Source organism: Sulfuricurvum sp. (genome assembly GCF_028713855.1).
Classification (GTDB): domain Bacteria; phylum Campylobacterota; class Campylobacteria; order Campylobacterales; family Sulfurimonadaceae; genus Sulfuricurvum.
Window position 1 is genome coordinate 44,088 of the sequence record NZ_JAQTNN010000013.1, and the last position, 26,363, is coordinate 70,450.

The 26,363-nt window shown below is 44.8% G+C and carries 23 protein-coding genes; 10 read left to right on the top strand and 13 right to left on the bottom strand.

Annotated features, from left to right (window positions below):
* Positions 1–4: 4 nt before the first annotated feature.
* The gene (locus PHI47_RS11470; protein WP_299937424.1) at positions 5–919 is read right to left on the bottom strand and encodes an RluA family pseudouridine synthase; all 915 of its coding nucleotides are present in this window, start codon (positions 917–919) and stop codon (positions 5–7) included.
* Positions 920–999: 80 nt separating this feature from the next.
* Between PHI47_RS11470 and purB the strand changes: the two genes are divergently transcribed.
* From purB to PHI47_RS11485, 3 genes are all read left to right on the top strand, one after another.
* Positions 1,000–2,328: an adenylosuccinate lyase gene (gene purB, locus PHI47_RS11475; protein WP_299937427.1), complete on the top strand. Its 1,329-nt coding sequence runs from the start codon at positions 1,000–1,002 to the stop codon at positions 2,326–2,328.
* A 166-nt stretch (positions 2,329–2,494) separates the two neighbouring features.
* Complete coding sequence (locus tag PHI47_RS11480; RefSeq protein WP_299937431.1) at positions 2,495–4,861, top strand: ribonucleoside-diphosphate reductase subunit alpha; 2,367 nt, start codon at positions 2,495–2,497, stop codon at positions 4,859–4,861.
* The gene (locus PHI47_RS11485) at positions 4,852–5,223 is read left to right on the top strand and encodes a hypothetical protein (protein ID WP_299937434.1); all 372 of its coding nucleotides are present in this window, start codon (positions 4,852–4,854) and stop codon (positions 5,221–5,223) included. Before PHI47_RS11480 ends, PHI47_RS11485 begins: the two co-directional genes overlap by 10 nt.
* Positions 5,224–5,262: 39 nt before the next feature.
* On the opposite strand, the gene PHI47_RS11490 is transcribed toward PHI47_RS11485, so the two are convergent.
* Genes PHI47_RS11490 through PHI47_RS11510 form a run of 5 tightly spaced genes read right to left on the bottom strand, consistent with a single transcriptional unit; the run spans position 5,263 to position 9,040 of the window.
* A complete protein-coding gene (locus PHI47_RS11490; RefSeq protein ID WP_299937437.1) occupies positions 5,263–5,721 on the bottom strand; it encodes a low molecular weight protein-tyrosine-phosphatase in 459 nt (152 codons plus the stop codon).
* Positions 5,718–6,662, bottom strand: coding sequence for an RsmB/NOP family class I SAM-dependent RNA methyltransferase (locus tag PHI47_RS11495; protein WP_299937440.1), 945 nt, complete (start codon positions 6,660–6,662; stop codon positions 5,718–5,720). Before PHI47_RS11495 ends, PHI47_RS11490 begins: the two co-directional genes overlap by 4 nt.
* Positions 6,659–7,303, bottom strand: coding sequence for a protein-L-isoaspartate(D-aspartate) O-methyltransferase (locus tag PHI47_RS11500; protein WP_299937443.1), 645 nt, complete (start codon positions 7,301–7,303; stop codon positions 6,659–6,661). Before PHI47_RS11500 ends, PHI47_RS11495 begins: the two co-directional genes overlap by 4 nt.
* Positions 7,300–8,034, bottom strand: coding sequence for a carbon-nitrogen hydrolase family protein (locus PHI47_RS11505; protein ID WP_299937446.1), 735 nt, complete (start codon positions 8,032–8,034; stop codon positions 7,300–7,302). Before PHI47_RS11505 ends, PHI47_RS11500 begins: the two co-directional genes overlap by 4 nt.
* Positions 8,021–9,040: a ribonucleotide-diphosphate reductase subunit beta gene (locus PHI47_RS11510; protein WP_299937449.1), complete on the bottom strand. Its 1,020-nt coding sequence runs from the start codon at positions 9,038–9,040 to the stop codon at positions 8,021–8,023. Before PHI47_RS11510 ends, PHI47_RS11505 begins: the two co-directional genes overlap by 14 nt.
* A gap of 97 nt (positions 9,041–9,137) precedes the next feature.
* Between PHI47_RS11510 and PHI47_RS11515 the strand changes: the two genes are divergently transcribed.
* The 3 genes from PHI47_RS11515 (at position 9,138) to PHI47_RS11525 (ending at position 14,874) form a co-directional block, all read left to right on the top strand.
* Positions 9,138–12,383, top strand: coding sequence for a DUF748 domain-containing protein (locus tag PHI47_RS11515; RefSeq protein ID WP_299937452.1), 3,246 nt, complete (start codon positions 9,138–9,140; stop codon positions 12,381–12,383).
* Positions 12,384–12,469: 86 nt separating this feature from the next.
* The gene (locus tag PHI47_RS11520) at positions 12,470–13,573 is read left to right on the top strand and encodes a YeiH family protein (RefSeq protein WP_299937455.1); all 1,104 of its coding nucleotides are present in this window, start codon (positions 12,470–12,472) and stop codon (positions 13,571–13,573) included.
* A 242-nt stretch (positions 13,574–13,815) separates the two neighbouring features.
* Positions 13,816–14,874 (top strand): acyltransferase, encoded by a 1,059-nt coding sequence (locus PHI47_RS11525; RefSeq protein WP_299937458.1) that lies wholly within the window; start codon positions 13,816–13,818, stop codon positions 14,872–14,874.
* A gap of 10 nt (positions 14,875–14,884) precedes the next feature.
* Here PHI47_RS11525 and PHI47_RS11530 read toward each other — a convergent pair whose 3' ends face one another.
* The 6 genes from PHI47_RS11530 to tig form a co-directional block, all read right to left on the bottom strand.
* A complete protein-coding gene (locus tag PHI47_RS11530) occupies positions 14,885–16,393 on the bottom strand; it encodes a YifB family Mg chelatase-like AAA ATPase (RefSeq protein ID WP_299937461.1) in 1,509 nt (502 codons plus the stop codon).
* 72 nt (positions 16,394–16,465) lie between these two features.
* The gene (locus PHI47_RS11535) at positions 16,466–16,705 is read right to left on the bottom strand and encodes a hypothetical protein (RefSeq protein ID WP_299937464.1); all 240 of its coding nucleotides are present in this window, start codon (positions 16,703–16,705) and stop codon (positions 16,466–16,468) included.
* Positions 16,706–16,904: 199 nt separating this feature from the next.
* Positions 16,905–17,420, bottom strand: a complete 516-nt coding sequence (def, locus tag PHI47_RS11540) for a peptide deformylase (RefSeq protein WP_299937467.1) — start codon at positions 17,418–17,420, stop codon at positions 16,905–16,907.
* A 7-nt stretch (positions 17,421–17,427) separates the two neighbouring features.
* Positions 17,428–18,465 carry a diguanylate cyclase gene (locus PHI47_RS11545; protein ID WP_299937470.1) on the bottom strand — a complete coding sequence of 346 codons (1,038 nt, stop codon included), beginning with the start codon at positions 18,463–18,465 and terminating at the stop codon, positions 17,428–17,430.
* Between the two features lie 10 nt (positions 18,466–18,475).
* The gene (gene clpP, locus PHI47_RS11550) at positions 18,476–19,072 is read right to left on the bottom strand and encodes an ATP-dependent Clp endopeptidase proteolytic subunit ClpP (RefSeq protein WP_299937472.1); all 597 of its coding nucleotides are present in this window, start codon (positions 19,070–19,072) and stop codon (positions 18,476–18,478) included.
* 5 nt (positions 19,073–19,077) lie between these two features.
* On the bottom strand, positions 19,078–20,373 hold the full coding sequence (tig, locus tag PHI47_RS11555; RefSeq protein ID WP_299937475.1) for a trigger factor: 1,296 nt from the start codon (positions 20,371–20,373) through the stop codon (positions 19,078–19,080).
* A 151-nt stretch (positions 20,374–20,524) separates the two neighbouring features.
* Between tig and folE the strand changes: the two genes are divergently transcribed.
* The 4 genes from folE to PHI47_RS11575 all read left to right on the top strand — a co-directional run bounded on the left by folE (position 20,525) and on the right by PHI47_RS11575 (position 24,749).
* Positions 20,525–21,112: a GTP cyclohydrolase I FolE gene (gene folE, locus PHI47_RS11560; protein WP_299937478.1), complete on the top strand. Its 588-nt coding sequence runs from the start codon at positions 20,525–20,527 to the stop codon at positions 21,110–21,112.
* Between the two features lie 3 nt (positions 21,113–21,115).
* Positions 21,116–22,423, top strand: coding sequence for a flagellar protein export ATPase FliI (gene fliI / locus PHI47_RS11565; protein WP_299937481.1), 1,308 nt, complete (start codon positions 21,116–21,118; stop codon positions 22,421–22,423).
* A 126-nt stretch (positions 22,424–22,549) separates the two neighbouring features.
* Positions 22,550–23,764 (top strand): NifS family cysteine desulfurase, encoded by a 1,215-nt coding sequence (locus PHI47_RS11570; RefSeq protein WP_299937484.1) that lies wholly within the window; start codon positions 22,550–22,552, stop codon positions 23,762–23,764.
* A 10-nt stretch (positions 23,765–23,774) separates the two neighbouring features.
* Positions 23,775–24,749: an iron-sulfur cluster assembly scaffold protein gene (locus PHI47_RS11575; protein WP_299937487.1), complete on the top strand. Its 975-nt coding sequence runs from the start codon at positions 23,775–23,777 to the stop codon at positions 24,747–24,749.
* 92 nt (positions 24,750–24,841) lie between these two features.
* Here PHI47_RS11575 and PHI47_RS11580 read toward each other — a convergent pair whose 3' ends face one another.
* On the bottom strand, positions 24,842–26,305 hold the full coding sequence (locus tag PHI47_RS11580; RefSeq protein ID WP_299937491.1) for a PhoH family protein: 1,464 nt from the start codon (positions 26,303–26,305) through the stop codon (positions 24,842–24,844).
* Positions 26,306–26,363 lie beyond the last annotated feature (58 nt).

The window sequence follows — 26,363 nt, forward strand, 5'->3', positions numbered from 1 at the left end:
GTGATTATTTCGCTTTCATGGCTTCAAAACATTGGGTAAGAAAATCTTCTCGTGAAACGATATGATAGGGATTTTCTCCATACACAAATTCGAGAGAATGGGCATGAAGTAAAAGACGGGAAGCACCGGTATTATTAAATCGTTCTTCCAATGACATCTCTCGATCTAAAAAGCGAACGGCATCATTTTCATCCTGATTATAGATAGGATCACCGACAATAGGATGTTTCACGTGGAACAAATGAACCCGTATTTGATGCTGACGCCCCGTATAGGGAGAAGCTTCGACGAGGGTTGTATCCGTATCCGGGAAATAACGCAGAGGTGTGATAAAGGTACGGGAAGGTTTTCCTTCTGGATGAACCCGTACAATCATTCGTACGATAGAACTTTCATCTTCTCTGCGCAACAGAGGTTCTTGAATGTCGAGAGGCTCTTTGAGATGACCTTTAACCATTGCTAAATAACGTTTGGTGATCTCGCGCTCTTCAAACATCATTTTTAAAACACGCTCACTCGTTTTATTACGTGCCGCTAAAACCAAACCACTCGTCTCTTGATCGATACGGTGGGCGATATTGGCATCATGTCCGAAACGGTGTTTGATCTCATCATTGAGCGAATAGGGAGTATGACGGTTTTGCGGGTGAACCAGTAAACCGCTGGGTTTGTCATAGACGGCAAACTCTTCAGCAACAAACGTCGGATTAAGACCCATTGAGAGAGGCTCAAAACAGACGAAGTCAAAGTCCCCTTCAATAAATCCAGCGTTATTAGACATGGCAACACCGTTTTGAAAAAGTCTCCCTTTGGAAATAAGGCGCTGTGCTTCGCTTTGGGCAATCCCTAATTCGTGCATTAAAAAGAGAAATGCTTTTTGGCGAGTAGGAGCGTGAAGCTTTTTGATGACGAAGGGCAATTTAATTCCTTTTTAGGGAGGCTAGGATAAACTCTATTTATATAATAAGATGCGCATTTTAGCATAGTAAGGAAGCAGATATGGTAGATCGTTACGCCAGAGAAGAGATGAAATCCAAATGGAGTATCCAAGCAAAATATCAAGCATGGCTCGATGTTGAAAAAGCGGTTGTCGTTGCGTGGAATAAATTAGGTCTTATTCCCGATGAGGATGCCCAGAAGATTGTTAAGAATGCAGGATTCAGTGTTGAGCGTATCGATGAGATCGAAGCGATCACTCGTCATGATTTGATCGCATTCACGACATCGGTATCCGAAACCCTCGGAGAAGAGAGTCGCTGGTTCCATTACGGTATGACCTCTTCCGATACCGTTGATACGGCTGTCGCATTACAAATGCGTGATTCATTGGCATTGATTATCGAAGATGTCAAAATGGTTATGGCTTCGATTAAAACAAGAGCCGAAGAACACAAGATGACATTGATGGTGGGACGCTCTCACGGAATTCACGGTGAGCCGATTACGTTTGGTTTGGTGTTAGCGGTTTGGTACGATGAGATGGCTCGTCATCTAACAAACTTGGAACAAACGATGGACGTGATCTGCGTCGGTCAAGTCTCAGGAGCGATGGGTAACTTTGCTCACGCACCGTTAGAACTCGAAGAGTATACGTGTGAAGCGTTAGGGCTTAAATCCGCTCCTGCGTCTAACCAAGTTATCCAACGTGACCGTTATGCGCGTCTCGCTTCGGCGCTCGCATTGATGGCAAGCTCTATCGAAAAATTTGCGGTACAGGTTCGTCATTGGCAACGCACCGAAGTGTATGAGTGTGAAGAGTTTTTTGCTAAAGGGCAAAAAGGCTCATCGGCGATGCCTCACAAACGTAATCCAATCTTGACCGAAAATATAACAGGGTTAGCACGTATGGTTCGTGCTTATGTTATCCCAGCGATGGAAAACGTGGCGTTATGGCATGAGCGTGATATTTCTCACAGCTCTACCGAGCGTTTCTGGTTGCCGGACAGTTTCGTAACCTCTGATTTCATGCTACACCGTTTTAACAGTGTTATCGCTAACCTCGTCGTCTATCCTGAGAACATGATGCGCAATCTCAACCTAACCGGCGGTTTGGTTTTCTCTCAACGTGTTTTACTCGAACTTCCTCTCAAAGGGGTAAGCCGTGAAGATGCGTACCGTATCGTTCAACGCAATGCGATGAAAGTATGGGAAGGTCTCCAACAAGGCAAAAGTGCCGTCAATGAGAAAGGGGAAAGCCTCTATCTTCAATATCTGTTGGATGATGAAGAGTTGCGTCAAAGTTTGAGCGAAGAGGCAATTCGCGAATGTTTTAATTTTGATTATTACACCAAAAATGTTGATAAAATTTTTGCACGGGTGTTCAAATAATTATCATAAAAATAGTTTTTTTCGGTATAAGAAACTATACAATATTCAGTGATTATAATACCGCTAACTCTGCCTCGAATGAGGCAAGCTTTAGAGCCTTAGCGGCAAGCGTAACCAAGGGGATGAATTCCCTTGGTGTTCAAAATAGAATGTATAAGGGAGAGAGATGCTAACCATTGTTAAACGTAACGGTCGTCGTGAACCGTTGGATATTACAAAAATACAAAAATATACTTCTGCTGCTGTTAAAGGGTTGATTAACGTATCGCAAAGCGAATTAGAGGTCGATGCACAGATCCAATTCCGTGATGGTATTAACAGTAATGAGATTCAGCACACCCTGATTAAAACAGCCGTTGATAAAATCGACATCGATTCTCCCAACTGGACGTTTGTAGCATCCCGTCTCTTTTTATACGATCTTTATCACCGTGTGAACGGTTTTACCGGTTACGGCTCTTTGCAAAGTTATTTTGAGCGCGGTGAAGCCGAAGGACGTATTCTCCTCGGTCTGCGAGATAAATTTGATTTGGCGGAATTGGATGCGTATATCGTCCCTGAACGTGATTTGGAGTTTAACTACCTCGGCGTTAAAACACTCTATGATCGTTATTTGATCAAAGACCGCAACGGTGACCCGATCGAACTTCCTCAGCACATGTTTATGGCGGTTGCGATGTTCTTGGCGCAAAATGAGTCTGACCGTCAGGGATGGGCGAAAAAGTTTTATGACATGATGTCCAAATTTGAAGTGATGATGGCAACCCCTACCCTCTCCAATGCCCGCACCAATCGTCATCAGCTCAGCTCATGTTATATCGGTTCTGCCCCTGATAATATCGAAGGGATTTTCGATGCCTATAAAGAGATGGCATTGCTCTCTAAATTCGGCGGCGGTATCGGCTGGGACTGGACACAGGTTCGTGCTATGGGATCATTTATCGACGGTCATAAAAATGCAGCCGGCGGAACCGTACCGTTTTTGAAAATCACCAACGATATCGCGATTGCCGTCGATCAACTCGGAACCCGTAAGGGAGCTATCGCGGTGTACCTCGAACCGTGGCACATGGACGTCAAAGATTTCCTCGATGTGAAGAAAAACTCAGGGGAAGAGCGCCGACGTGCCCATGATCTCTTCCCTGCTCTATGGATCAACGATATGTTTATGAAACGGGTCGTTGAAGACGGTATCTGGACGATGTTCGATCCGTTCGATGTGAAAGAGCTCAGTGAACTCTACGGCGATGCGTTTGAAAAACGTTATCTCGAACTCGAACAAGATCCGAGTGTCGTGAAAGAGCACACCAAAGCCAAAGACTTATGGAAAAAGATTTTGACAAGCTATTTTGAGACAGGAAGTCCGTTCCTCTGCTTCAAAGACAGTGCCAACCGTGCCAACCCGAATGATCATTATGGAATTATCCGCAGCTCGAACCTCTGTACGGAGATTTTCCAAAATACGCAGCCGAACCATTATCTGATCAAAATCAAATACGAAGACGGATCGTTCGTCACGTATGAAGAAGATGAGATCGTCCGTGTAGACAGCGGAATCGAAAAACCGGCTAACAAAGTTACGGCGCTTGATTCTCTCGGAGGTCGTCCGATCTACATCGTGGAAAAAGAGAAAGTAGATGGTGCAACAGCGGTGTGTAATCTCGCATCGGTTAACCTCTCCCGCGTTCATACGAAAGAGGATATCGACCGTATCGTTCCGGTTGCGATTCGTGCTCTTGATAACGTTATCGATCTGAACTTCTATCCGTTGGAGAAAGTCAAACGGACTAACATGCGCAGCCGTGCAATCGGTTTGGGTGTGATGGGTGAAGCGCAGATGCTTGCGGAAAACAAAATCGTGTGGGGAAGCCAAGAGCATTTCGACAAAGTTGACGAAGTGATGGAATCGGTGAGCTATAACGCGATTCTCGCTTCCAGCAACCTCGCCGTCGAAAAAGGGGCATATGCTGAATATGAAGGTTCCAAATGGAGCCGTGGAATCCTTCCGATGGATCACGCAACGGCAGAGGTTCAAAACCTCGTCGATCGCGGCGGATTGTTTGCTCCGAACTATGAGTGGGATGAACTTCGTGAAACGATTAAAAAACAGGGGATGCGTAACGGCTATTTGATGGCGATCGCACCGACCTCTTCCATCTCGATCCTCACGGGGACGACACAAACGATCGAGCCGATCTACAAACGCAAATGGTTCGAAGAAAATCTCTCAGGATTGATTCCGGTCGTTGCACCGAAACTCAGCCCGGATACGTGGGGATATTATACGCCTGCATACGATCTCGATCAAACGATCCTCGTCAAAGCGGCGGCAATCCGTCAAAAATGGATCGATCAGGGACAAAGTCTCAATATCTTTATCACCCTCGATCGTGCCAGCGGTAAATATCTCAACGATATCTACATGCTCGCATGGAAACTAGGTCTCAAATCGACCTACTATCTCCGCTCTCAATCACCGGAGCAAAAACAAGATACGGCAGACCGCTCGATGGAGTGTGAAGGGTGCCAGTAAAGCCCCTGAGCGCCTCAACGCTCAAAAACCTACTAGAACGCATCGATTTTGCCCGCCAAGGTGAAATTCGCTCTTTAACTCCCCTATCCCCTACTTCCATCGAAATCCGTTTCAGTGTTCAGGATATCGCACGCGGTTATGACTGGATCGATGTGCTGTTTCGCGTGGATGGTGTGAATGATGCCAAACTCGTGAGCGATAATGTTCTACGTGCATTGGATATGTCTGAGGGGATAACGGTAGAGCTAACGGCTAACAGCGCTGCGTTAGGCATCGGTAGTTATGGCGGACGATGTGATGAAGCGCCGTTTTACATCCTCGGAACCTCTATCGGGTACGAAGAACTCCCTTTTAGCGGGTAATCATTAACGTTCGTGGTGAGCTTGTCGAACCATGAACGTTTACCCTTCGACAGGCTCAGGGCGAACGGAGTCAAGTAATCTATTTACGCACGATTCGATCATCGTATAGACGTGCTCAAACCCCTCAAACCCCTCAAAAAAGTACGGATCGGGGACATCTTCCCCACCATATCCGTAATCTCCCAATTTGACCAGGTTTTTACAACCTAATGTTTTGAGATCGTTATAGTTGCATTGATCGAGTGCAACAATAAGATCAAAGGCATGGAAATCGGCTTTTTTCACCTGACGGGCACGAATAGGGGAAATATCGATGCCGTGATTACGGGCGACAGTGATAGAGTGTTTGCACGGTGCTTCGCCGACGTGCCAGTGCCCTGTCCCGGCCGAATCAACGGTAATGGAATGACCACCCTCTTCTATCAGTGATCGCGCTACCCCCTCCGCAATCGGTGAGCGGCAGATATTACCGAGACAGACGAAGAGAATGGAGTTCACTCTAATTTCTCCAACAAACAGATAAAGAACCCATCAATCGTGTCGGTAGGCAAAATCCGCACAGCATTTTGGATCCGTTCATCATAAATCTCTTTTCCCCAGCGCGTTAGAGGCTTTTGGACGTTATCGAAGGGCAATGTGAGGGGTATGGTCTTTAAATGCTCTCCATGGCGCTCTAAGAGGTGCTGAAGAGGGCTTTCGTTCTCTTCGGGTGAGAACGAACATGTACTGTAGAGCAATTTACCGCCCGGTTTGAGGGCATCAAACGCAGAGAGGAGTAAACGGCGTTGAAGTTTAGAGGTTTCTTTGACTTTATGAACGCTCCAGTAGCTCATGGATTTGGGCTCATGGGTTTTAAAACGTGCTTCAGAGGAACACGGGGCATCGAGGAGGATGCGGTCAAACATCAGAGGACATTTTTTACCGACGCTTCGTCCATCGGTCATATAGGTGTGGGCATTGGTGACCCCTTGGTGTTTGAGGTTGTCACAGAGACGGAAAAAACGCTCTCGCTGAAGCTCTACGGCTGAGAGCCATCCGGTATTTTCCATCATCCCCGCGAGCATGAGCGTCTTACCCCCCGGTGCGGCGGCGAGATCGAGGATGGTCTCTTCGGGGCGAGGAGCGAGCAAAACGGGGGCGACCATCGAAGAGAGGTTTTGGATATAGAGACGCCCTTCGTAGAAGGCGGCGCTCTGGGTGAGACGGAGTTTGTCTTCGGGATTGATGCGATAAACGCCTGATAGGATATCCCACCCTACTCTCTCGTATGCGATTCCCTCCTGAGCCAGTTCGGCTTCAAGTTCTTCCGGACTTGTTTTGAGTGGGTTAAAACGAAAAGTGACCCGTTTGGGTGCATCGAACGTGCGAATGATCGATTCAAACTGTTCACGTGGAACAATCTTTTCCAGCCGTTCGGTAAAGGCTTCGGGGAGACTCATCGTACTACTCCATCGAGGACGGGGACGAAATCGCACACTTCCAGTGCATCTTCATGGATTTTACCCCCCTGCTTCGTAAAACGGGTGATGATCTGTTCACGCCCCCGCTCCATCGGTGCAAGTAAAATACCCCCTTCGCGGAGCTGATCGAAGAGTTTTTGAGGAATCATACGTGCCGATGCGGAGAATAATATGCGATCAAACGGAGCGTATTGCTCCCAGCCGTTTTGTCCGTCATCGGTACGGGTGTGAATATTTCCCAAATGGAGATGCCGAAAGCGATCTTTTGCTTCTAAAAGAAGTGATTCAATCCGCTCGATGGTAAAAACACGTCGGAATACTTTGGATAATACGGCCGCTTGATATCCGCTGCCGCATCCGATCTCCAAAACGCTGTCGCACCCCTCAGGGCTTAGGTATTGGGTCATTTTAGCGACTGTCAGAGGCGATGAGATGTATTGCTGCGCTCCGATCGGGAGAGCGTCTAGACGGTAGGCGTTATGACGCATGGCGATGGGGACAAACATTTCACGGTTGGTGTGGATGATTGCGTTTTTGACGATAGGACGAAGGGGAAACTTTTTGACGATCTCTTCCGCCATACGGGTTGTTTTGATCGCGGTTATTTTATCAATGCTCATTTTATTCCTACGTTGAGGTAGCGTCTCATGGACTCTACGGTACGGTTTTCATAATGGGATGTGAGGAGTTCGGAATCTCTGTTGCGAATTTCTCCTCCGAAGGGGGTAATAATACCGCTCATGCCGCTGGTATCGATATTACTCGCATCGGAGGCGATAACGTAGCACTGGTTTATCACGGCGAGGGCATTGGTGAGGGTGACGAAATGCTCACTGCGCAGTTTCCCCCATTGTGCCGGAACGGCGATGATATCACACCCCTCCAGCTGCAGCCAAAGGCTTTTAAATCGAAGTTCGAAGCAAATCAGGATTCCGATGGTGATTCCCTCAAAGACGAAAGGCACTATTGCACCCTCTTCCCCTGCACAAAAATATTCATGTTCGGCACCCAATGCAAAAAGTTTCGCTTTGGCTTGGCGGTGGATGATTGCCCCGTTATGAAGGGCATAGGCAATATTGTAAAAATTCCCCTCTTCTTCGGTAATTGCCGTAAAAATCAGGAGACGATGTTCAAGATACTGTGAGAGTTTTTCGAGAGCATGAACGGTAAATGCCGCCGCTTCGTCGAAGCGTTCATAGGTAAAGCCGCTCAAACACACTTCGGGGGCGACAATAACGGCATCTTCAGGGGATTGGTCGATCAGTGCGATGAGACGGTCGAGATTTTTTTGAAAATCTATCTCGGTCTCAAAACACAGCGATACGATGGAACGGGTTTTAGAAGTCGTCAAAGCTGAGGCTTCCTTTGGAATAGTTCGTAACGGTACCTTCGAAGAAATTGGTTTTTTGGTCGTTGAATTTGGAAAAATCATCGACCCATTTGATCGGGTTAGAGACATTGTAAAGAGGTTTCATTCCGACTGCGGTGAGACGGTTATCGGCAAGATGTTTGATGTATTGTTCCACGATTTCGTTTGTTAGACCTAAAATCTGCCCTTGGGTGATGTACTGACCCCATGCGACTTCGAGTTCGACCGCTTTGCGGAACATATCATAAACCTCTTCGAGCAGTTCTTCGGTAAAGAGATCGGCTCTTTCGCGTCGGAGGGTGTTGATGATGTTTTGGAACAGCACGAGGTGAGTCACTTCGTCACGCTGGATAAAGCGGATCATCTGCGCGCTTCCTAACATTTTTCCGGAACGGGCGAGGGTGTAGATGTAGGTAAATCCGCTGTAAAAATAGATCCCTTCCAAAATTTGGTTCGCAAAACACGCTTTGACAAACGCGCTTTCGCTAGGATCGTTCGCCAAATCGTTATAGCGTGCCGCGATTGAGTCGTTTTTGGTTTTGAGCATCATGTCACGACGCCAAAGATCGTAAATCTCTTCAGAGTTTTGGCTGATCGAATCGACCATAACGGCATAGCTTTGGGAGTGAAGGGCTTCCTCGAAACTTTGGCGTACCAAGATAAGGTTTACTTCGGGGGCAGTGACGTACGGATTGACATTGTCCATGAGGTTATTGGTTTGGAGGCTGTCCATAAAAATCAGCTGGGAGAGGGCTTTGTCGTACGCCGTTTTTTCCATCTCGGTGAGGTATTTGTAGTCGACCGCATCACGGGTCATATCGACCTCTTTGGGGAACCATGTGTTGTTGAGCATCATCTCCCAGAGGTTATAGGCCCATTGATATTTGATGTTGTTGAGTTCGAAAATACCGGTTGGATTACCGCCGAAAATCTGACGATCGTTTACATGTTCATTGGAGGTTGGATTGTAAATTTGTTTACGCTTCATTTCGGCTATCCCTGTGTGCAGATAAAGTAGATGATTATGTCGAAATATAGATTTAAGTATGATAAAATGAAATGAGTTTTTACAGAGGGGTGATGAGATGAATAAAGGGCTTATCCTCAAATCGTTAGCGGCAGGTGTGGCAATCTACGCTATGGCAGGTTTTGTAGGGGTTCCATACCTCCTTAAACACGTAGCTCCCCAAAAAGTGGATGAAGCGACGAAGGGGGGGAAACTCTCTATAGATTCAGTCTCCTTCAACCCTTTTAGCTTCCATTTGAAACTTAAAAATCTGTCGTTCAAAACACCTCAGAACACCGATCTATTCGTACTCAAGGCTTTTTCGCTCAACCTCGATCCTACTGCTTATTTGTGGCGGGGTGCTTTATCGGTCAAAGAGATCACCTTCAGCGAGCCTAAAATTACGATCCGGCGTGAGCAGAATGGTGATTTTAATTTTAAATGGCTCACCGAATTAGGGGGAGATGATAATAAAACACAAGAGAAACCTTCGGAACCTCTAGGGCTTATTATCAACCATTTTGCCCTCAATGAGGGAACGTTGGATTACAACGATTATTCGGACGGGAAAGCGTATAACGTCGGCTTGGGACCGATAGGGTTCAATCTCGACAATATCGATCTGCGCCATCTTTCTAAAGAAAACGGGAAAATGCGTCTCTATGCGACGATCAACGAGGGGGGATTTGTCGATCTGAGCGGAAAAATAGACTCCCTCTCTCCTCTGAGCATTGGGGGAAGTATAGCGTTTGATTCCGGGAAACTTTATACTCCGTGGCGTTATTTTAAAGAGAAATTTCCGATCGAAGTAGCGGACGGTACGGCGGCATTCGGGTTTGATTACCGTTTTAACAGCAATGACGTGAATGATACCGAGCTCTCCAACCTCCACGTCGAAATGAACAAACTTCGCGTCATTCCTAAAGGTGAAGATCGTAATCTCCTCACCCTTGCTTCACTTAAAGTTGCCAAAGGTTCCGTACAGCCGCTTCGGAAGATTTTCAATGCCGAGATGATAGGGATAAACGGGATCAATATTGCGGCGGAACGCTCATCACAAGGAGAGATTGACTGGGTCAACTACATCGAACAGATTCAAAAAGCATTTCCCGACGATGAGAATGAAACCAAAGTGCCGTGGCGTTTTGCTCTGGGAGGTGTGAATGTCGACAATGTCGGGCTACAATGGAGCGATCGTGCTCCGCGTGAACCGTATAATGCGAGCGTGAATAACCTCTCTATGCATACGGGATCGGTGAGCAGTGATGAAAAAACTCCGCTGACACTCTCTTTGAAAACCGATGCGATCCGTGTGGTACGTCAAAGTGATAATGCACTCACCGTTGGGATTGAGGGTATAGATGTAGATGGGATTGAGATCGCTCGCGCAGGAAAATTTGCACAGGTACAAAAACTCTCTATTCGCCATCCTTCGGCAGCGCTGAATCGATTAAAAGACGGTTCGATCGATTTGTCGAAATACGCTTACGCTTCGCCGGCAAAAGCGGAGTCAGAACCTTCTGCACCGTGGGGGTATCGTGTCGATGAGATTGCTTTGAACGACGGATCGGTAGCGTTTAGCGATGAGGTTCCGAAGAAAAAAGTGGATTTTAATCTGGATCAGCTGAACCTCAATCTTCGTGCTTTTGAGAGTAATCCCGCCCTTAAAAGCCATATCAGTGTACAGACACGAATCAATGAAAAAAGTACGTTTGATCTAAACGGAGATATTACCCGTTCCCCTGTGCGCAGCAGCGGTACGTTTGCTTTAAAAGGGCTGGATGTCTCTTGGTTTGATCCGTATTTGGAACCGAGTACGTATGTTTCATTGCGGCGTGGGAACGTGACATTGGCGGCACAGTATGATTATAATCCTTCCAAAACAGGGGTAAAAGGGAAAATCTCCCTCAGCGACTGGGTCGTAAACGATACACGGGATGATTCGGTATTGCTGGGATGGCAGAATATTGGTGCAACACCGTTTGTCTACGCCTATCCTGATAATCGTCTCAAAATCAACCAATTGGCTATTGACGGACTTTACACCAATGCATTGATTGACTCAAAAAAAGTATTGAACTACACAACATTGAGTAAAAGCACAGCCGGTGAGACCAATACGATCAAGCCAAGCAGTAACCCTTTTGGAATCGACATTGTAAAACTGCTGGTTCGAGACAGCAGCGCTACGTTCAGCGATCAGTCGCTTCCTTTGCCGTTTAAAACCTACATCCACGATTTGGAAGGGTCGGTTTTGGGTATTTCGACGACCAAAGATGTGACGACATTTGTAAAGCTGCGCGGTGGGGTTGACCAATACGGTTTAGCAAAAGTTGACGGATCGCTTAATACCAAAGATCCTAAAAAATTCACCGATATAAAGGTGGTGTTTGATAACCTCGAACTTAAACATTACACCCCTTATTCACTTCAGTTTTTAGGGTACAAGATTGACGGCGGAAAACTCTTTTTGAATCTCGGGTATAAAATCGATGGGGGCAAACTCAACGGTGCGAATCAAGTCGTGATAAAACAAATCGAACTGGGTGCAGAAAAAGAGGGCGGGTCACCTTGGCCGATGCGGTTTGTGGTAGCACTTTTGGAAGACTCTGAGGGAGTTATCGATGTCGATTTGCCGATCGAGGGGGATGTCAATAAACCCGATTTCAAATACGGGACGGTGGTATGGCAGGTGATCAAAAACCTCTTTACCAAAGCGGTTACCTCTCCCTTTAGGCTGTTAGGCTCTATTATGGGAATCGAGAGTGATACGCTCGCTTCAATCGATTTTGAGCCGGGATCCGCAACGCTGCTACCGCCTCAAGTTGAAAAACTGGATCAAATTACCAAGATGCTCACGAAACGTCCGAAGCTCTCTTTGGATGTGTACGGCGGATGGGATGAAGCGAGTGACGCCCATGCACTTAAAGCACGTAAACTCGTTCAGGCAGCATTGAAGATGAATGCAGGGCTTAAAATCGATTCTCCTCAAGCGATTAGTATGGAAATTCTTGAAGATATGGCAGAGGAGTCTTTGGAGAAAAAAGAGCGTAAAGAGCTGAAAGCTAAACTTGAAGAACAGTATCCGCAAGAGGCGGCATTTGTGCGACATTATTCTGAAGCATTGATTGAAAAGCTTATCCCGCTTCAGCCACTTGCTCCACAAGAACTGCAGGTTTTGGCACATCAGCGCTCGGATGCGATTCGAAACTATTTGCTGAGAACACCGGAATTTGAAAAACGAATTATTGTTAAAGCAGAGGAGATGATTAAAGTAACAAAAACGGCAGAAATTCCGGTGCGAATGGAAATTGTTGTTCCATAATGATTAACATTTGGTTCAATCAGGCTTATTTTTAAATTCGCTCGATTCACCCTATAATGTCATTATTAAAATTTATAGGAGCAATTATGTCGTTTTCACCGCAAAAGCGCAAAGATACCCTCAGCGGCATCTTGTTTGTCGCTATATTTGCCGCAGCCGCGACAATGATCGCTGATTTGGCTGTTGTCAAAAATTTGGGAATATCTCCTTTGGTTGTGGGGATTGTTCTGGGGATCTTTTTCGCCAATACTCTTCATAATCGTATCCCTTCCGTTTGGGAGGGAGGGATTACCTTCTCGGGCAAAAAAATCCTCCGATTCGCTATCGTTTTTTACGGTTTCCGGATTACATTTCAGCAGATTGAACAAGTAGGTATAGAGGGATTCATGGTCTCTTTAATCATGCTTTCTAGTACGTTTATCCTTGGAACTTATTTGGCTCAAAAGTTTTTTAAACTCGACCGTGATACTTCTATGTTGACCGCTGCGGGAGCATCCGTGTGCGGTGCGGCAGCTGTTTTGGCAACTGAGCCGGTATTGAAAAGCGAAGAGTACAAAACAGCCATCGCTGTTTCAATGGTTGTCCTTTTTGGAACGATTTCGATGTTTTTGTACCCTGTATTGTATGCGGCGATTATTGAACCCGCAACCGGATTTTTACACATGGCTCCGACAACGTTCGGGATGTATGTAGGGGGTACGATTCATGAAGTAGCTCAAGTGGTCGCGGTTCCGGCATCGATTCCGGGTGCAAGTGCCGATATGGCAAATACCGCCGTCATCGTTAAAATGACACGGGTTATTATGATCGCCCCTATGTTGATCGTATTAGGGATATATCTTTCGTATACTGCCAAGAAAAGCGGGACAGCAGGAGGTGGTGTTAAGCTCGTTATCCCTTGGTTTGCCGTCTACTTTGTCGGCATGGCAGGCGTTAACTCACTTTTACTCCAATATACCGATGCACATGCTGCTGCGGCGATAACCACAATAATTAAATCCATGATCAGCAATATCAATCTCATAGATACGTTCTTGTTGACGATGGCTATGACGGCACTGGGAATGGGAACACGCTTCGCCAAATTCAAAGGACTCGGATTGGCCCCTATTTATGCAGCTGGTTCTATGTTTATTTGGTTGGTTATAGGCGGTTTTGTCATTACTCAATGGGTTGTGGCAACATTTTAATGTCAATTTGTCTCTTTTTTTGCTAGAAAAGAGACAAAAAACTTATCTCATCCGATGGCACAACACTTCCACTCAATGTTCTTCCCAATCTTAACATCTCTAGGCGTACAGTTTTATCCTTCTTGGTACTGAAAAAAGTATTTTGTAGTTATTCAATGAAATTATAAGTAAACTATATTTTTAATTTAGTCAATAAGTCTATTCTATTATAGTATTAAATAATAATATGAGAATGAGACTCAATGAATAGTAAAATCTATAATTTACAAGCGTTACGCGGAATAGCAGTTTTATTTGTCATCTTTTATCATATGTTAGGCATTGAACATAAGTACAATTATCCATATTGTGTAATCCCCCATTTCTTTGCTGTAGGTTATATAGGAGTAGATATTTTTTTTGTAATTAGTGGTTTTATTTTGACTACTATTACAAAAGATTATTTTGGAAATCGGAGTAAGTTTTATAAATTTGTCTATTTCAGATTTACAAGAATTTATCCTCTGTATTGGCTTTACACAATTTTATTATTGCCAATCGTGTTTATAAAACCTGAATGGATACATCAACAATTTAATTTGTTAGCTTCATTCCTCCTCTTCCCCTCCGATAAGATGCCTTTGGTTTTAGTCGGATGGACCTTAGTCTATGAGGTCTATTTTTATATTATTTTCGGATTATTTATCCTTTTCGGAACTCAAAATAAACTATTAATGTATTCACTGCTCTGGTTTTCTTTTATAGCTATTGGAAGTATTATTTTTAATGACAATTATCTATTACTAAACTTCATCACTGATCCTTGGGGTGTTGAATTTATATTAGGGATTTTATTAGGAATATATTTTCTTAAATATGATTACCGAATCCCTTTTGCAAAATTACTTCTTCTCTTTTCATTTTTAATACTGTTTTTTATAGCATATTATCAACATGGTAGTTTGCTTGATATTGAAGGATGGCCCAGAATACTTATATACGGGATTCCTGCTTTCTTGCTCGTACTTTTTGCTATTGAAGTTGAGCAACAAGGATTTATTCTACATAGATTTTTAATAAAACTTGGGGATGCTTCATACTCTATCTATTTATCTCATCTCTTTATTGTAAATGCCATAGGAGTAATATTTATTAAGTTTTGGGTTCATGGACATATTTTCGAATTAACGATGGTGGCTGTGATGATTACTGTAGCTTTGTTGTATGGATTGATTAGTTATAAATATATTGAAACTCCTATTATTAATTATGCAAAGTCTTTCTATCTAAAGAGAAAGAGACTCGATAATAGCCAAACATAGTAAAGTGTTTTTATCTCTTTCTATAGCTCAATGCTTCCAAAAGATGAGCTTTTCCGAGATCTTTTTCACCTTCGATATCGGCGATCGTTCGTGCTACCTTGAGTACACGGCTCACCGCTCGAAACGATAAACCATATCTCCCGATTGCTTGATCGATTATCGGTTGAGTCTCCGCATTTAACGGACAGTATTGTGTAATTTCAGCATCGCTGAGCGCACCGTTAAGCCGCTTTTGCCCCCGCTGTTTTTGCCGTAAAAAAGCTTGACGTACTTTTGCATGGAGTTCGTGGGAACTGACACTTGCTTTGTCCTCTGCACTTACCGCATGCATTTGTACATAGAGATCGATACGATCCAAAAAGGGATCAGAGAGGCGTGATTTGTATCGGTTGATCTCCAAATCACTGCATCGGCAGGCGATTGAGGTGCTGAACAAATTTCCGCAGGGGCAGGGGTTCATGGCTGCAACAAATAGAAAATCGGCATCGTAGGTCACTTTGGTATTAACCCGTGAAATACGGATATGGCGATCTTCTAAGGGCTCGCGTAACGCTTCAAGAACGGTTTTGGAAAAATGGGGAAGCTCATCAAAAAATAAAATTCCGGAATTTGCCAGTCCGACTTCTCCGATTTGTGCTTTATGGGTTCCCCCCCCGAAAATACTTGCCCCGGTACTGGAGTGGTGCGGTGATCGAAAGGGTCTCATTGGTGTAAATGTAGGCTCTTTCCCTTCGAGTATTTCGAGTTTGGCACATTCAAGCATCTCATCGTTATGAAGCGGTGGGAGAATATGAACAAGCCGTTTGGCTATCATTGATTTTCCGCTTCCCGGAGATCCTTCAAGTAGGAGATTATGCATCCCCGCCGCGGCTATCAAAGCGGAACGTTTAGCATGCTCTTGCCCCTTGATCTCGATAAAGTCCAGAGGATAGTGCTCATGATAGTAGTAGTTTCTATTATTATGGGTGACGTGATTAAAATCAAAGGTGCTGACATGGGACGCCGTTTCCGGAATTTCTTCAGCACGTAAAAGATTTAAAGCATCGGTGAGGGTGGCAACACCGTAAAAAGCGATTCCCGGTATTTTGGAGAGCTTAGGGAGGCTGAGTTTAGGGACAATGGCGCGAGTTATCGAACCTTGATTTGCCAAAGAGAGGATGATAGGGTAGAGGAGGGTATTCTCGGTAACGCTTCCATCCAATCCCAGCTCTCCGAATACGTACCAATTATCTATATCCCCCTCATAATTACCCAAAGCGATAAGTGCTGCAATCGGGAGATCAAAATGAGAACCTTCTTTGCGTAAATCGCTAGGTGCAAGGTTGACGGTTAGTCGTTTGGGTGGGAATGTAAATCCATTGCTAAGAAGGGCTGATTTTACCCGTTCTTTGGATTCGGTGATGGCGGTATTGGCCATACCGACAATACTAAAGGCCGGCAATCCTTTCGTCGCGGTGAATTGAACTTCGACCGTTTTGGCGTCAATCCCCTCAAATGTTGCACATTGCAGCTGTTTCATTCCTACTCCGTTTCTTGTGAGGACAATAGGATGCTGGAAACAAATGAGTAGGCCAATTTTCAGTATTCCTTCTTACCTCTGTGCTATACAAACCGTATTGAGAGGGTTTTGTTTACTCAATTGTACTAATTCGCCCTTTTTCCTATTGCAATTTTGTTGGGCTTTTTCGAGTGCTATGTCTGCACTTGTTTTTCCACCACCGATATTTTTAAGAACTACAACGGTACTGATAACCATAAATAAAAAGCAGACAGCGATAATAGCTGCAACCAGATAGATGTTGTAGTATTTTTGATTTAGCAGGAGTTTCATAACATACCTCCAAAATGAATTATCGGTATATTGTAATGCCCTTAAAATAAATACTATTACTGTTTTTCTGTACAAATAAAAAATTTAAGATTCTAAATATAACTACAGTTAACTGATAAAGTTATATTTAACGCGGTAATTGTATCAAAAGTAGGGAGGGAAAAAGTAAATATTGCGTAATGCAATATTTATGGAAGGGTTATTTTTTTTCTTTGAGAACTTTTTTATACTCTTTTTCAAATTTCTTGCGACGATGATAGGAGAGTTTTTCAATGAAGAGTTTTCCCTCAAGATGATCGATTTCGTGCTGAATTGCGATAGCAAGAAGATCGGTTGCATGGAGAACGCAGGCTTCACCGTGACGGTTTTGGTAGTGGAGGGTAAGGGATTCATACCGTTCCACGTCTTCGTAGAAACCGGGAACGCTTAGACATCCCTCTTGATACAGGACATTCCCTCTGGGGGTATGAATAATAGGATTGATAACTTCGAGAAGGTTCTCTTTGGATTGTTGACCCTCTTCATCAGGAATGCAGAGGATAATAGCACGGATAGGATTTGCCACTTGAATAGAGGCCAATCCTATCCCATTAGAGCTCATCATTGTCTCATACATATCGTCTAAAAAGCGATGCAGAACATCATCAAAACTCAGGACTTCGAGAGAACGGGTTTTGAGTTGTTTATTCGGATAAGTGATAATCGGGAGAATCATAGTAACCTTACGGATTGCAGACCATGTAGCGGAGGGTAGGTTCCTTGTCTGCCGCTTCCATTGCATTTAGTGTACATACGAGGGTTTGCTCAACCCCTGCGGATACGTTGAGTTCAGCGACGCCGATGGCGATGCGCAGTTGAATTTCCTGCTCAGCCAGGAAAAAGTTACTGGAGGCGACGAGGTCGAACAGACGCTCAGACGCCCGTTTCGCACTATCGATATCGGTATGTTTCAAGACCATTGCAAAAATACCTTCACCGTAATGGGCGACAATATCACTTCGGCGTGACGTTTTCAGAAGCAGTCGCGCAACAGTACGTACCATAAGCTGCTGTGCTTTTTCACTTTGAATCGCACTTCCGGTGTCCTTAGAGAGGCGTACTGTGATAAGAGAGCTTTTATGCTTGAATTCATCGATAAGATGGCGTTCTTGTTCGAGTCTTGTGAGAAGATAGCGTTTATTGTAAACCCCGTATTGGTTGTCGAAAATAGTCTCATTTTCAACTTGCTTGACGATGGTCGCAGTTTCTTCATAGATAGTTTTCATATGAGTAACCTGTTTTTTCAGGATACCGCTGAGTTTTCCGACATCATTCCCTAACGAGGCAAGCAGATCGCTTGCTCCGCTCAAAGAGGGGACACTTTTGATCTCCTCTTTCCGTTTGTCCAAAATTTTCTCCATTAAGGAGATGTTTTTGTAGAGGGTTGCGCTGAGCTGTAGAATACTTTTAACGGAAGAAAAACCGCGCTTGAGGGTTTTTTCCAGTTCAATGCTCTTTTCATCTTCGTTATCCTCTTCAAGCTCTAAAATAGAGCCGATTTGGCGGCGGAGACTTTCGCTTTTTTCTTCCAAAATACGATCGAAATAGAGGGCAAAATTATTTGGAGTAGGGGGGAGATTATCTGAGATAAGAGCGGTGAGAACCTCTTTAGCGAATATTTCAAGATCGCTGGTAGGGTCACCTAAAGAGCTAGCACTGATAAATCCTTCTTCACTGCTTTTTGAGCGTTGCGAACGTTTAGGATCACCGAGAGTTGCCATGTATTAGCCTTTATTTCTCTTCTTTTTCTTTTTGAACAAGTACTTCGTCGATGATACCATAGGTTACCGCTTCAGCGGCTGACATGAAATTATCACGGTCAGTATCTTTTTCCAATTTTTTAACACTTTGTCCGCAGTTTTTTGCCAAAATTTCATTCAGCTCTGCTTTCATACGCAAAATCTCTTTGGCTTGGATCTCGATGTCGGTTGCCTGACCTTGAGCACCGCCGAGAGGCTGATGGATCATGATACGTGCATGCGGAAGGGCGTAACGTTTCCCTTTTGTGCCTGAACTGAGTAAGAATGCTCCCATCGATGCCGCTTGTCCGATGCAGATCGTACTGACGTCGGGACGGATGTAATTCATTGTATCGTAAATCGCCATTCCGGAAGTGATAACACCTCCCGGAGAGTTAATATAGAAATAGATATCTTTTTGAGGATCTTCCGCTTCCAAAAAGAGCATTTGTGCTACGATCGAAGAAGCAACAGGATCGTTAACTTCACCGCTGAGCATAATGATACGGTCTTTGAGAAGACGTGAATAAATATCATACGAGCGCTCACCGCGCCCCGTTTTTTCAATGACGTAAGGGATGTAACTCATCGTGATTACTTGATTTTGTCGTTAAGTAATTTACTCAACACGCGATCTTCAATCATCGCCATTTGGATCGCAGGGAGGTATCCTGATTCTTGGTAGTGTTTGTAGACTGCCGCAGGATCTTGACCCATTTGCATTGCTTCGTAATAGATCGTTTGCATCAATTCTTGCTCGTTGACGGCAATATTTTCCGCTTTTGCCAATGCGTCTACGATAAAGGTAGCTTTAACGGCGCGGCATGCATCGTCGCGGAATGTTTCGCGCATTGCTTTTACTTGTTCAGCATCATTGCGAAGTTCTTCGAGTTGTGCTTCAGTTAAGTCACGCGCTTTTTTGTTGAGTGCCATATCCATCTCTTGTTCTACGATGAATTCAGGAAGATCGATCGTAAATGCAGCTACGAAAGTTTCCATAAGGGCAGGTTTGAGCTCGTCGTTGTATTTAACGCTCATTGCTTCGCTCTCAAGCTGTTCTTTTACTTTTTCTTTGAGCATTTCAACGCTCGCATCGTCATAACCCGGAAGCATTTTTTTCGCCAATTCTTCATCAACGACAACCGCTTCTTTCATTTGGATAGCGTTTACTTTTACTTTGAATTGTGCCGGTTTGCCAGCGAGTTTTGCTCCGCCGTAGTTCTCAGGGAAAGTAACATCGATAGTTTTCTCTTCGTCTTTTTTCATACCGATCACTTGGTCTTCGAATCCAGGGATAAATTGACCGCTGCCCAAACGGAGCGCGAAATCTTCCGCTTTACCGCCTTCGAACGCTTCACCGTCTACAAATCCTTCGAAATTGATGAGTGCTGTATCGCCGCTCACCAATGCACGGTCTTCGTCTACGTTGACCATTGCTGCTTGTGCGCTTGCCAATTCTTCGATACGTGCCATAACCGCTGCATCATCGACGGCAGGTTTTTCAACATCCGGAACCATTGCCGCATAATCACCGAGTTCGATTGCAGGACGGGTAGCGATGATTACTTCAACATCAATCCCGTTATCATTTTTTTCAAATTTAGCGATTTGAGGCTCACCGATCAAACTGTCAGCGGCGATTTCCATCTCAACGAGAGCAGCACTTAAAAGATCACGTAACGCTTGCGCTTCCGCATCTTGAACCAAACGGTCACCGTATTGTTTTTTCACTGCACTCAAAGGCACTTTACCTTTACGGAAACCGGCAATTTTTGCATCTTTTGAGATTTGATTGGCGATTTTTTCGATATTTGAATCGATGGTACCGCGTGTAATAGCCGCGTTGATTTTCGCGTTGGCTGAGTCAATTTTGTTCGTTGTAATTTGCATTGAATCCCTTTTATGACGTCTCGTATTAGACTAAATGGTGGCAATAATATCCAAAAAGGGTTAACGCTACGCTGAATTAAAATAAAAGCAAAGTCGTGATAGAGTAATAAAGATAGTTTAATGACCAATATTTTGAATGATGAGAGAATCGATGTCACAAGTAAATGAACAGCAAAACTTTGAAGAAGCCGTCAAAACCATGATGCGCTATGTCGGTGAAGACGTGAACCGGGAGGGGCTGGAAAAAACTCCGAGCCGTGTGTTGAAAGCGTATGAATTTATGTTCGGCGGTTATAAAGAAGACCCGCAGATTATTTTAAACTCAGCCATGTTCGCGAGCAGTAACGATGAGATGGTTTTGATCAAAGATATCGAGTTTTATTCGACGTGTGAACATCATCTTCTTCCGATCATCGGACGGGCTCATGTCGCCTATATTCCCGATGGAAAAGTGGTCGGGCTCTCTAAAATTCCCCGTGTTGTCGATGTGTTTGCGCGACGGATGCAGATACAAGAGCAGCTCACGGAACAAATCGCCGATGCGTTAATGGAAGCGGTTTCTCCCAAAGGGGTAGCGGTCGTGATTCAGGCGCGTCACATGTGCATGGAGATGCGCGGTGTCCAAAAAATCAGTTCAACGACGACGTCAAGTGCGTTGCGGGGATTATTTAAACGCGACGAGAAGACACGGATGGAATTTTTTAGTCTTATCAACTCTTCTACTGGGAATCGTTACTAAATTATGCCGCTAAAAGCACTGCGCAGCCGTTTGGGTATTGAGAAGCTTACGACGGTATTTGGCACCGTAACCAAAATCAGCCCTACCGTCATTGTCGCAGAGGGATTGCATGTGAGTATCGGTGATACCGTGATGATGATCTCCGAGGTCAACGGTGCAGAGGCTCTTGGTATGGTGAGTGAAGTAGAGCGGAACCGCTTTTTTATCACCCCTTTTCGGTTTATCGAAGGATTTCGTGCCGGAGATAAAGTCTATCCCAATCAAACCGGAATGATGATCGAGGTAGGTGATGCCCTATTGGGGCGCGTGGTTGATCCGTTTATGAATCCGATCGACGGTAAGGGTCCTGTTGCGGGTACCCATTTGGAAGCGATCATCAAAGCACCTATTGCGGCAATGAAGCGTGGGATGATCGATGAGCCTTTTAGTGTCGGGGTTAAAACGATCGATGGATTGCTCACCTGCGGAAAAGGGCAAAAACTCGGCATTTTTGCCGGAAGCGGTGTGGGCAAATCGACCTTGATGGGGATGATTGTCCGTGGTGCCGATGCGCCGATCAAAGTAGTCGCCCTTATCGGTGAGCGGGGGCGTGAAGTTCCCGAGTTTATCGAAAAATCGCTCGGCGGCAATCTCGAAAATACCGTTTTAGTCGTTGCGACGAGTGATGATTCTCCGCTTATGCGTAAATACGGAGCCTTCAGTGCGATGAGTGTGGCGGAGTATTTCAAAGGAAAAGGACATGATGTTCTGTTTATGATGGACTCGGTGACCCGATTTGCGATGGCGCAGCGGGAAATTGGTCTCGCGCTAGGAGAACCCCCTACCTCAAAAGGGTATCCCCCTTCGTCGCTGACGCTGTTACCTCAGTTGATGGAGCGTGCAGGTAAAGAAGAAGGGAACGGCTCAATTACCGCTTTTTTTACCGTCCTTGTAGAAGGGGATGATTTGAGCGATCCGATTGCCGATCAGTCGCGATCGATATTAGACGGGCATATTGTCCTTTCCCGTGAACTGACCGATTTCGGTATCTATCCTCCTATCCATATTCTCAACTCCGCTTCGCGTGTTATGAATGATATTATCTCTCCGGAACATCTTGCTGCCGTAAGACGATTTCGCCGCCTTTATACACTGTTAAAAGAGAATGAGATGTTAATCCGTATCGGTGCGTATGTCCAAGGAACCGACCGAGAACTCGATGAAGCGATGGCTAAGAAAGCAAAAATGGAAGCATTTCTTTCCCAAGAGTCAATGAGTATCTCACACTTTCAAGAGACGGTGGATCAGCTGATCGCATTGATGGGGAGTTGATCGAATCCTTAAAGAGTGTTAAACATAAAAACCCCTTAAGGTTACTATAACATCGTTTGCACTATTATCCCAAAAGTTAAACAAGACTAATTTAGTCTTTTATTAGAAACCCATGAGGAGCATGAAATGCAAGTCTATTTGGACAATAACGCGACAACGATGGTCGATCCAGCCGTCGTAGAGGCGATGGTCCCTTTTTTCAGTGAGATTTACGGTAATCCGAATTCACTGCACCGTTTTGGTACCGCTTCACATCCTGCGATCACCAAAGCAATCAACCAAATGTATAAAGCGATCAACGCAAGCGATAAAGATGATATTATTTTTACCTCATGCGCAACTGAGTCAAATAATTGGGTACTCAAATCAGTGTGGGTGGATAAGATCCTCAACGGTGACAAAAATCATATCGTTACGACGGAAATTGAACACCCTTCGGTTCTTTCCACCTGTAAATTTCTCGAAGAGCAAGGGGTTAAAGTAACCTATCTCCCAGTAAATGATCAAGGGGTTGTGGAAGCGCATACATTACGCAGTTTTATTACTGAAAAAACGGCGCTGGTATCGGTCATGTGGGCAAACAATGAAACCGGAATGATTTTTCCGATTAAAGAGATCGGTGAAATATGTAAAGAAAAAGGGGTTCTTTTCCACACCGACGGTGTTCAAGCCGTAGGAAAGATTCCTGTTGATATGCAAGATGTACATGTCGATTTTATGTCGATGTCGGCGCATAAATTTCACGGTCCAAAAGGGATCGGAGCTCTTTATATCCGTAATTCTGAAATACTTACTCCCCTTCTTCACGGTGGAGAGCATATGGGGGGACGCCGTTCAGGTACCCTCAATGTCCCTTATATCGTTGGAATGGGCAAAGCGATTGAACTTGCAACCGAAAATATCGAAACAAAAATGGCTTCTATTCGTGCAAAGCGTGATCGTCTCGAAGATGCACTGCTTGCAGGACTAAGTGATGTAATGGTGGTCGGTAATCGTGACAACCGTACCCCTAATACTATTTTGATCTCGATTCGCGGTGTTGAGGGCGAGGGGATGCTATGGGATCTTAATAACGCTCTTATCGGTGCTTCTACCGGTTCTGCCTGTGCATCGGAAGATTTGGAAGCGAATACCGTTATGCTTGCGATCGGTGCTGATAATGAACTGGCACATACGGGGATCCGTTTGAGTCTGAGTCGTTTTACAACCGATGAAGAGATCGATTACGTTATTGAACGATTTGAAAATGCGGTAAAACGCTTGCGAGCAATTTCGAGCTCGTATGCGATCGTACAACCTACTGCGGGCGGTGAAGCAACCGCATGCGGAATTCACCACTAAGGAAACAATTATGGCTAAGAATGATTTATTGGGCGGATCTCTTTGGGATCAGTACTCAAACAAAGTAACCACATTAATGAATAACCCGAATAATCAAGGGGAAATTACCCAAGAAGAGTGTGACGCTGCCGGACATAAGCTGATCGTTGCCGATTTTGGTGCGGAGAGCTGTGGTGATGCGGTCCGTTTATACTGGGAAGTTGACCCAGCGACGGATACGATCGTCAAATCGAAATTTAAAAGTTTCGGCTGTGGTACAGCAATCGCAAGTTCAGATATGATGGCAGAGTTGTGCATTGGTAAAAAAGTTCAGGAAGCGGTTAAAATCACGAATATCGATGTTGAAAAGTCATTACGAGATGATCCCGAAACTCCTGCTGTTCCACCGCAAAAAATGCACTGTTCGGTTATGGCATATGACGTTATCAAAAAAGCGGCAGGGCTTTATCTCGGTGTTGATGAATCAAGTTTCGAAGATGAGATCATCGTATGTGAATGTGCGCGTGTAAGTTTGGGGACACTTCGTGAAGTGATTAAACTCAACGACCTTAAAACGGTTGAGCAAATCACCGATTACACCAAAGCGGGCGGATTCTGTAAATCGTGTATCAAACCGGGCGGGCATGAAGCACGCGAGTACTATCTCGTCGATATTTTGGCCGATGTCCGTCGTGAGATGGATGAAGAGAAAATGCGTTCAGCGGCTGATGCGGGAAGTCACGGTGATTTCGAAGCGATGACACTGGTTCAGAAGATCAAAGCGATTGATAGTGTTGTGGATGAGTCAATCCGTCAGTTTTTGGTTATGGACGGCGGAAATATGGAGGTTATCGATATTAAAGATTCTCCGGACTATATCGATGTTTATATCCGCTATTTGGGTGCGTGTAACGGCTGTGCTAGTTCAAGTACGGGGACATTGTATGCGATCGAAGCGACACTCAAAGAGAAACTTTCTCAGAAAATCCGAGTATTACCTATCTAAATCCCTTTCCGTTCGTGGTGAGCTTGTCGAACCATGAACTGCCCTTCGACATACCCAAAGGGTACAAGTGCTCAGGGCGAACGGAAAAATCCTTAAAAATTCTTATCAAACCAATCGGCTACTTGGCTACGAATCGTATGCCGTAACTGAATCCCCGCGATAAAATTATTATGCTGTGCTTTGTTCAGCAAACTGACGAGGGCATTGCGACGCTTGGAGAGGAACGGATGATCGATTTGTCCCGGATCTCCCATGACGACGAGGCGAGTCTCATCCCCCATACGGGTTCCGATGAGTTTGAGGGTGGCGTTGGTCATATTTTGCGCTTCGTCAATGATAACGAATTTACGTGAGATCGTCGTACCTCGCATGTGAGCAATATCCATGACTTCGATATTGTATTTTTTCATAAACACTTCGGTCGCATTTTCCCGTTTGACGGAGTTAGTATTGCCTGTGTACTCGACTCGCGCATCGATAGAGCGTTTGCTTTGGTGCTCGATTGTAAAGTTAACTGCGGCATACAGAGGATACATAAAAAAGCCGAGTTTTTGTTCCTCATCCCCTTTTCTAAATCCCAGTTCGGCTTGCTGATCGTTTGACGTGACAGTGTTACGTGCGTATACGATCCCCTCTACAATTCCCTCTTCGACCAGTTCCAATCCCGCTTGAAGTGCGACCAGTGTTTTCCCCGATCCGGTTGAACCGGCAACGACGGTGACGTAGTTTTGGGGATGGGTCATCATTGCATAATAAAATTTTTGTTCGACATTCAGCGGACGAACGAGTTCATCGCTGAAATGTTCTCCGAAGCGTCGATCGAAATCGCACCATTCTATTTGGTTATTGAAACAAAATGCGTGTCGTTGTATCCCTGTCTCGTACATCTCGGATGAGGTGCTGAGTGCTTTTTGGACAAAAGTGATTTGATCAAAATTATGATGCTCGACTTCTGTAGGAAGAACGGGTGTCTCTTCGTATTCATAGGTATAAGTAAAGTCGATTTGTTCCGGTGCTTCGACACTGCTGTTACGGATGCTCTGCGTTCGGATACCCCGAATCTCGGCGGCAATTCGAAACGACATATCGTTACTGAGGAGCGTGAGGTCATAATCATCGGCGATTTCTGCGATTTTGGCATCATTGATCCCTTTGGGTTCGGAGAAATTGTGAGAAACACGGTAGCTTTCACGATGAACGATAAAGAGATCGATAAGGTTGGCCTCTCCGCCATGCAAAGAGCGGTCAAAATTGAGTGCTAAGCGGTAGTAACGGTCATTTTTGCACTCTTCCATGTCAACATGATTACGAACGCATTCTGGAAGCTCTATAAAGCTGATCGGTTCCCCCCATGCCGCGTCGGCAAGACGGAAAAATTCACGTGCCTGAAAACCCGCTTCGGAGCGCATATCATCTTTTTTACTGTTAAGCTCGCCTAAAACGATATTAGTGATAACAATACCGTTTTGGTTTTCGTCGCTGATTCGTAAGATATTGGTTGGATCATCAAGGATAACTGAGGTGTCGAGGAGATAGCAGTTTTGAGTTGGACTCATCACAAAGAACCCTTTTTGTAGGAATTCTCTATGGTAGTGAAATAAACCTTAAATATAA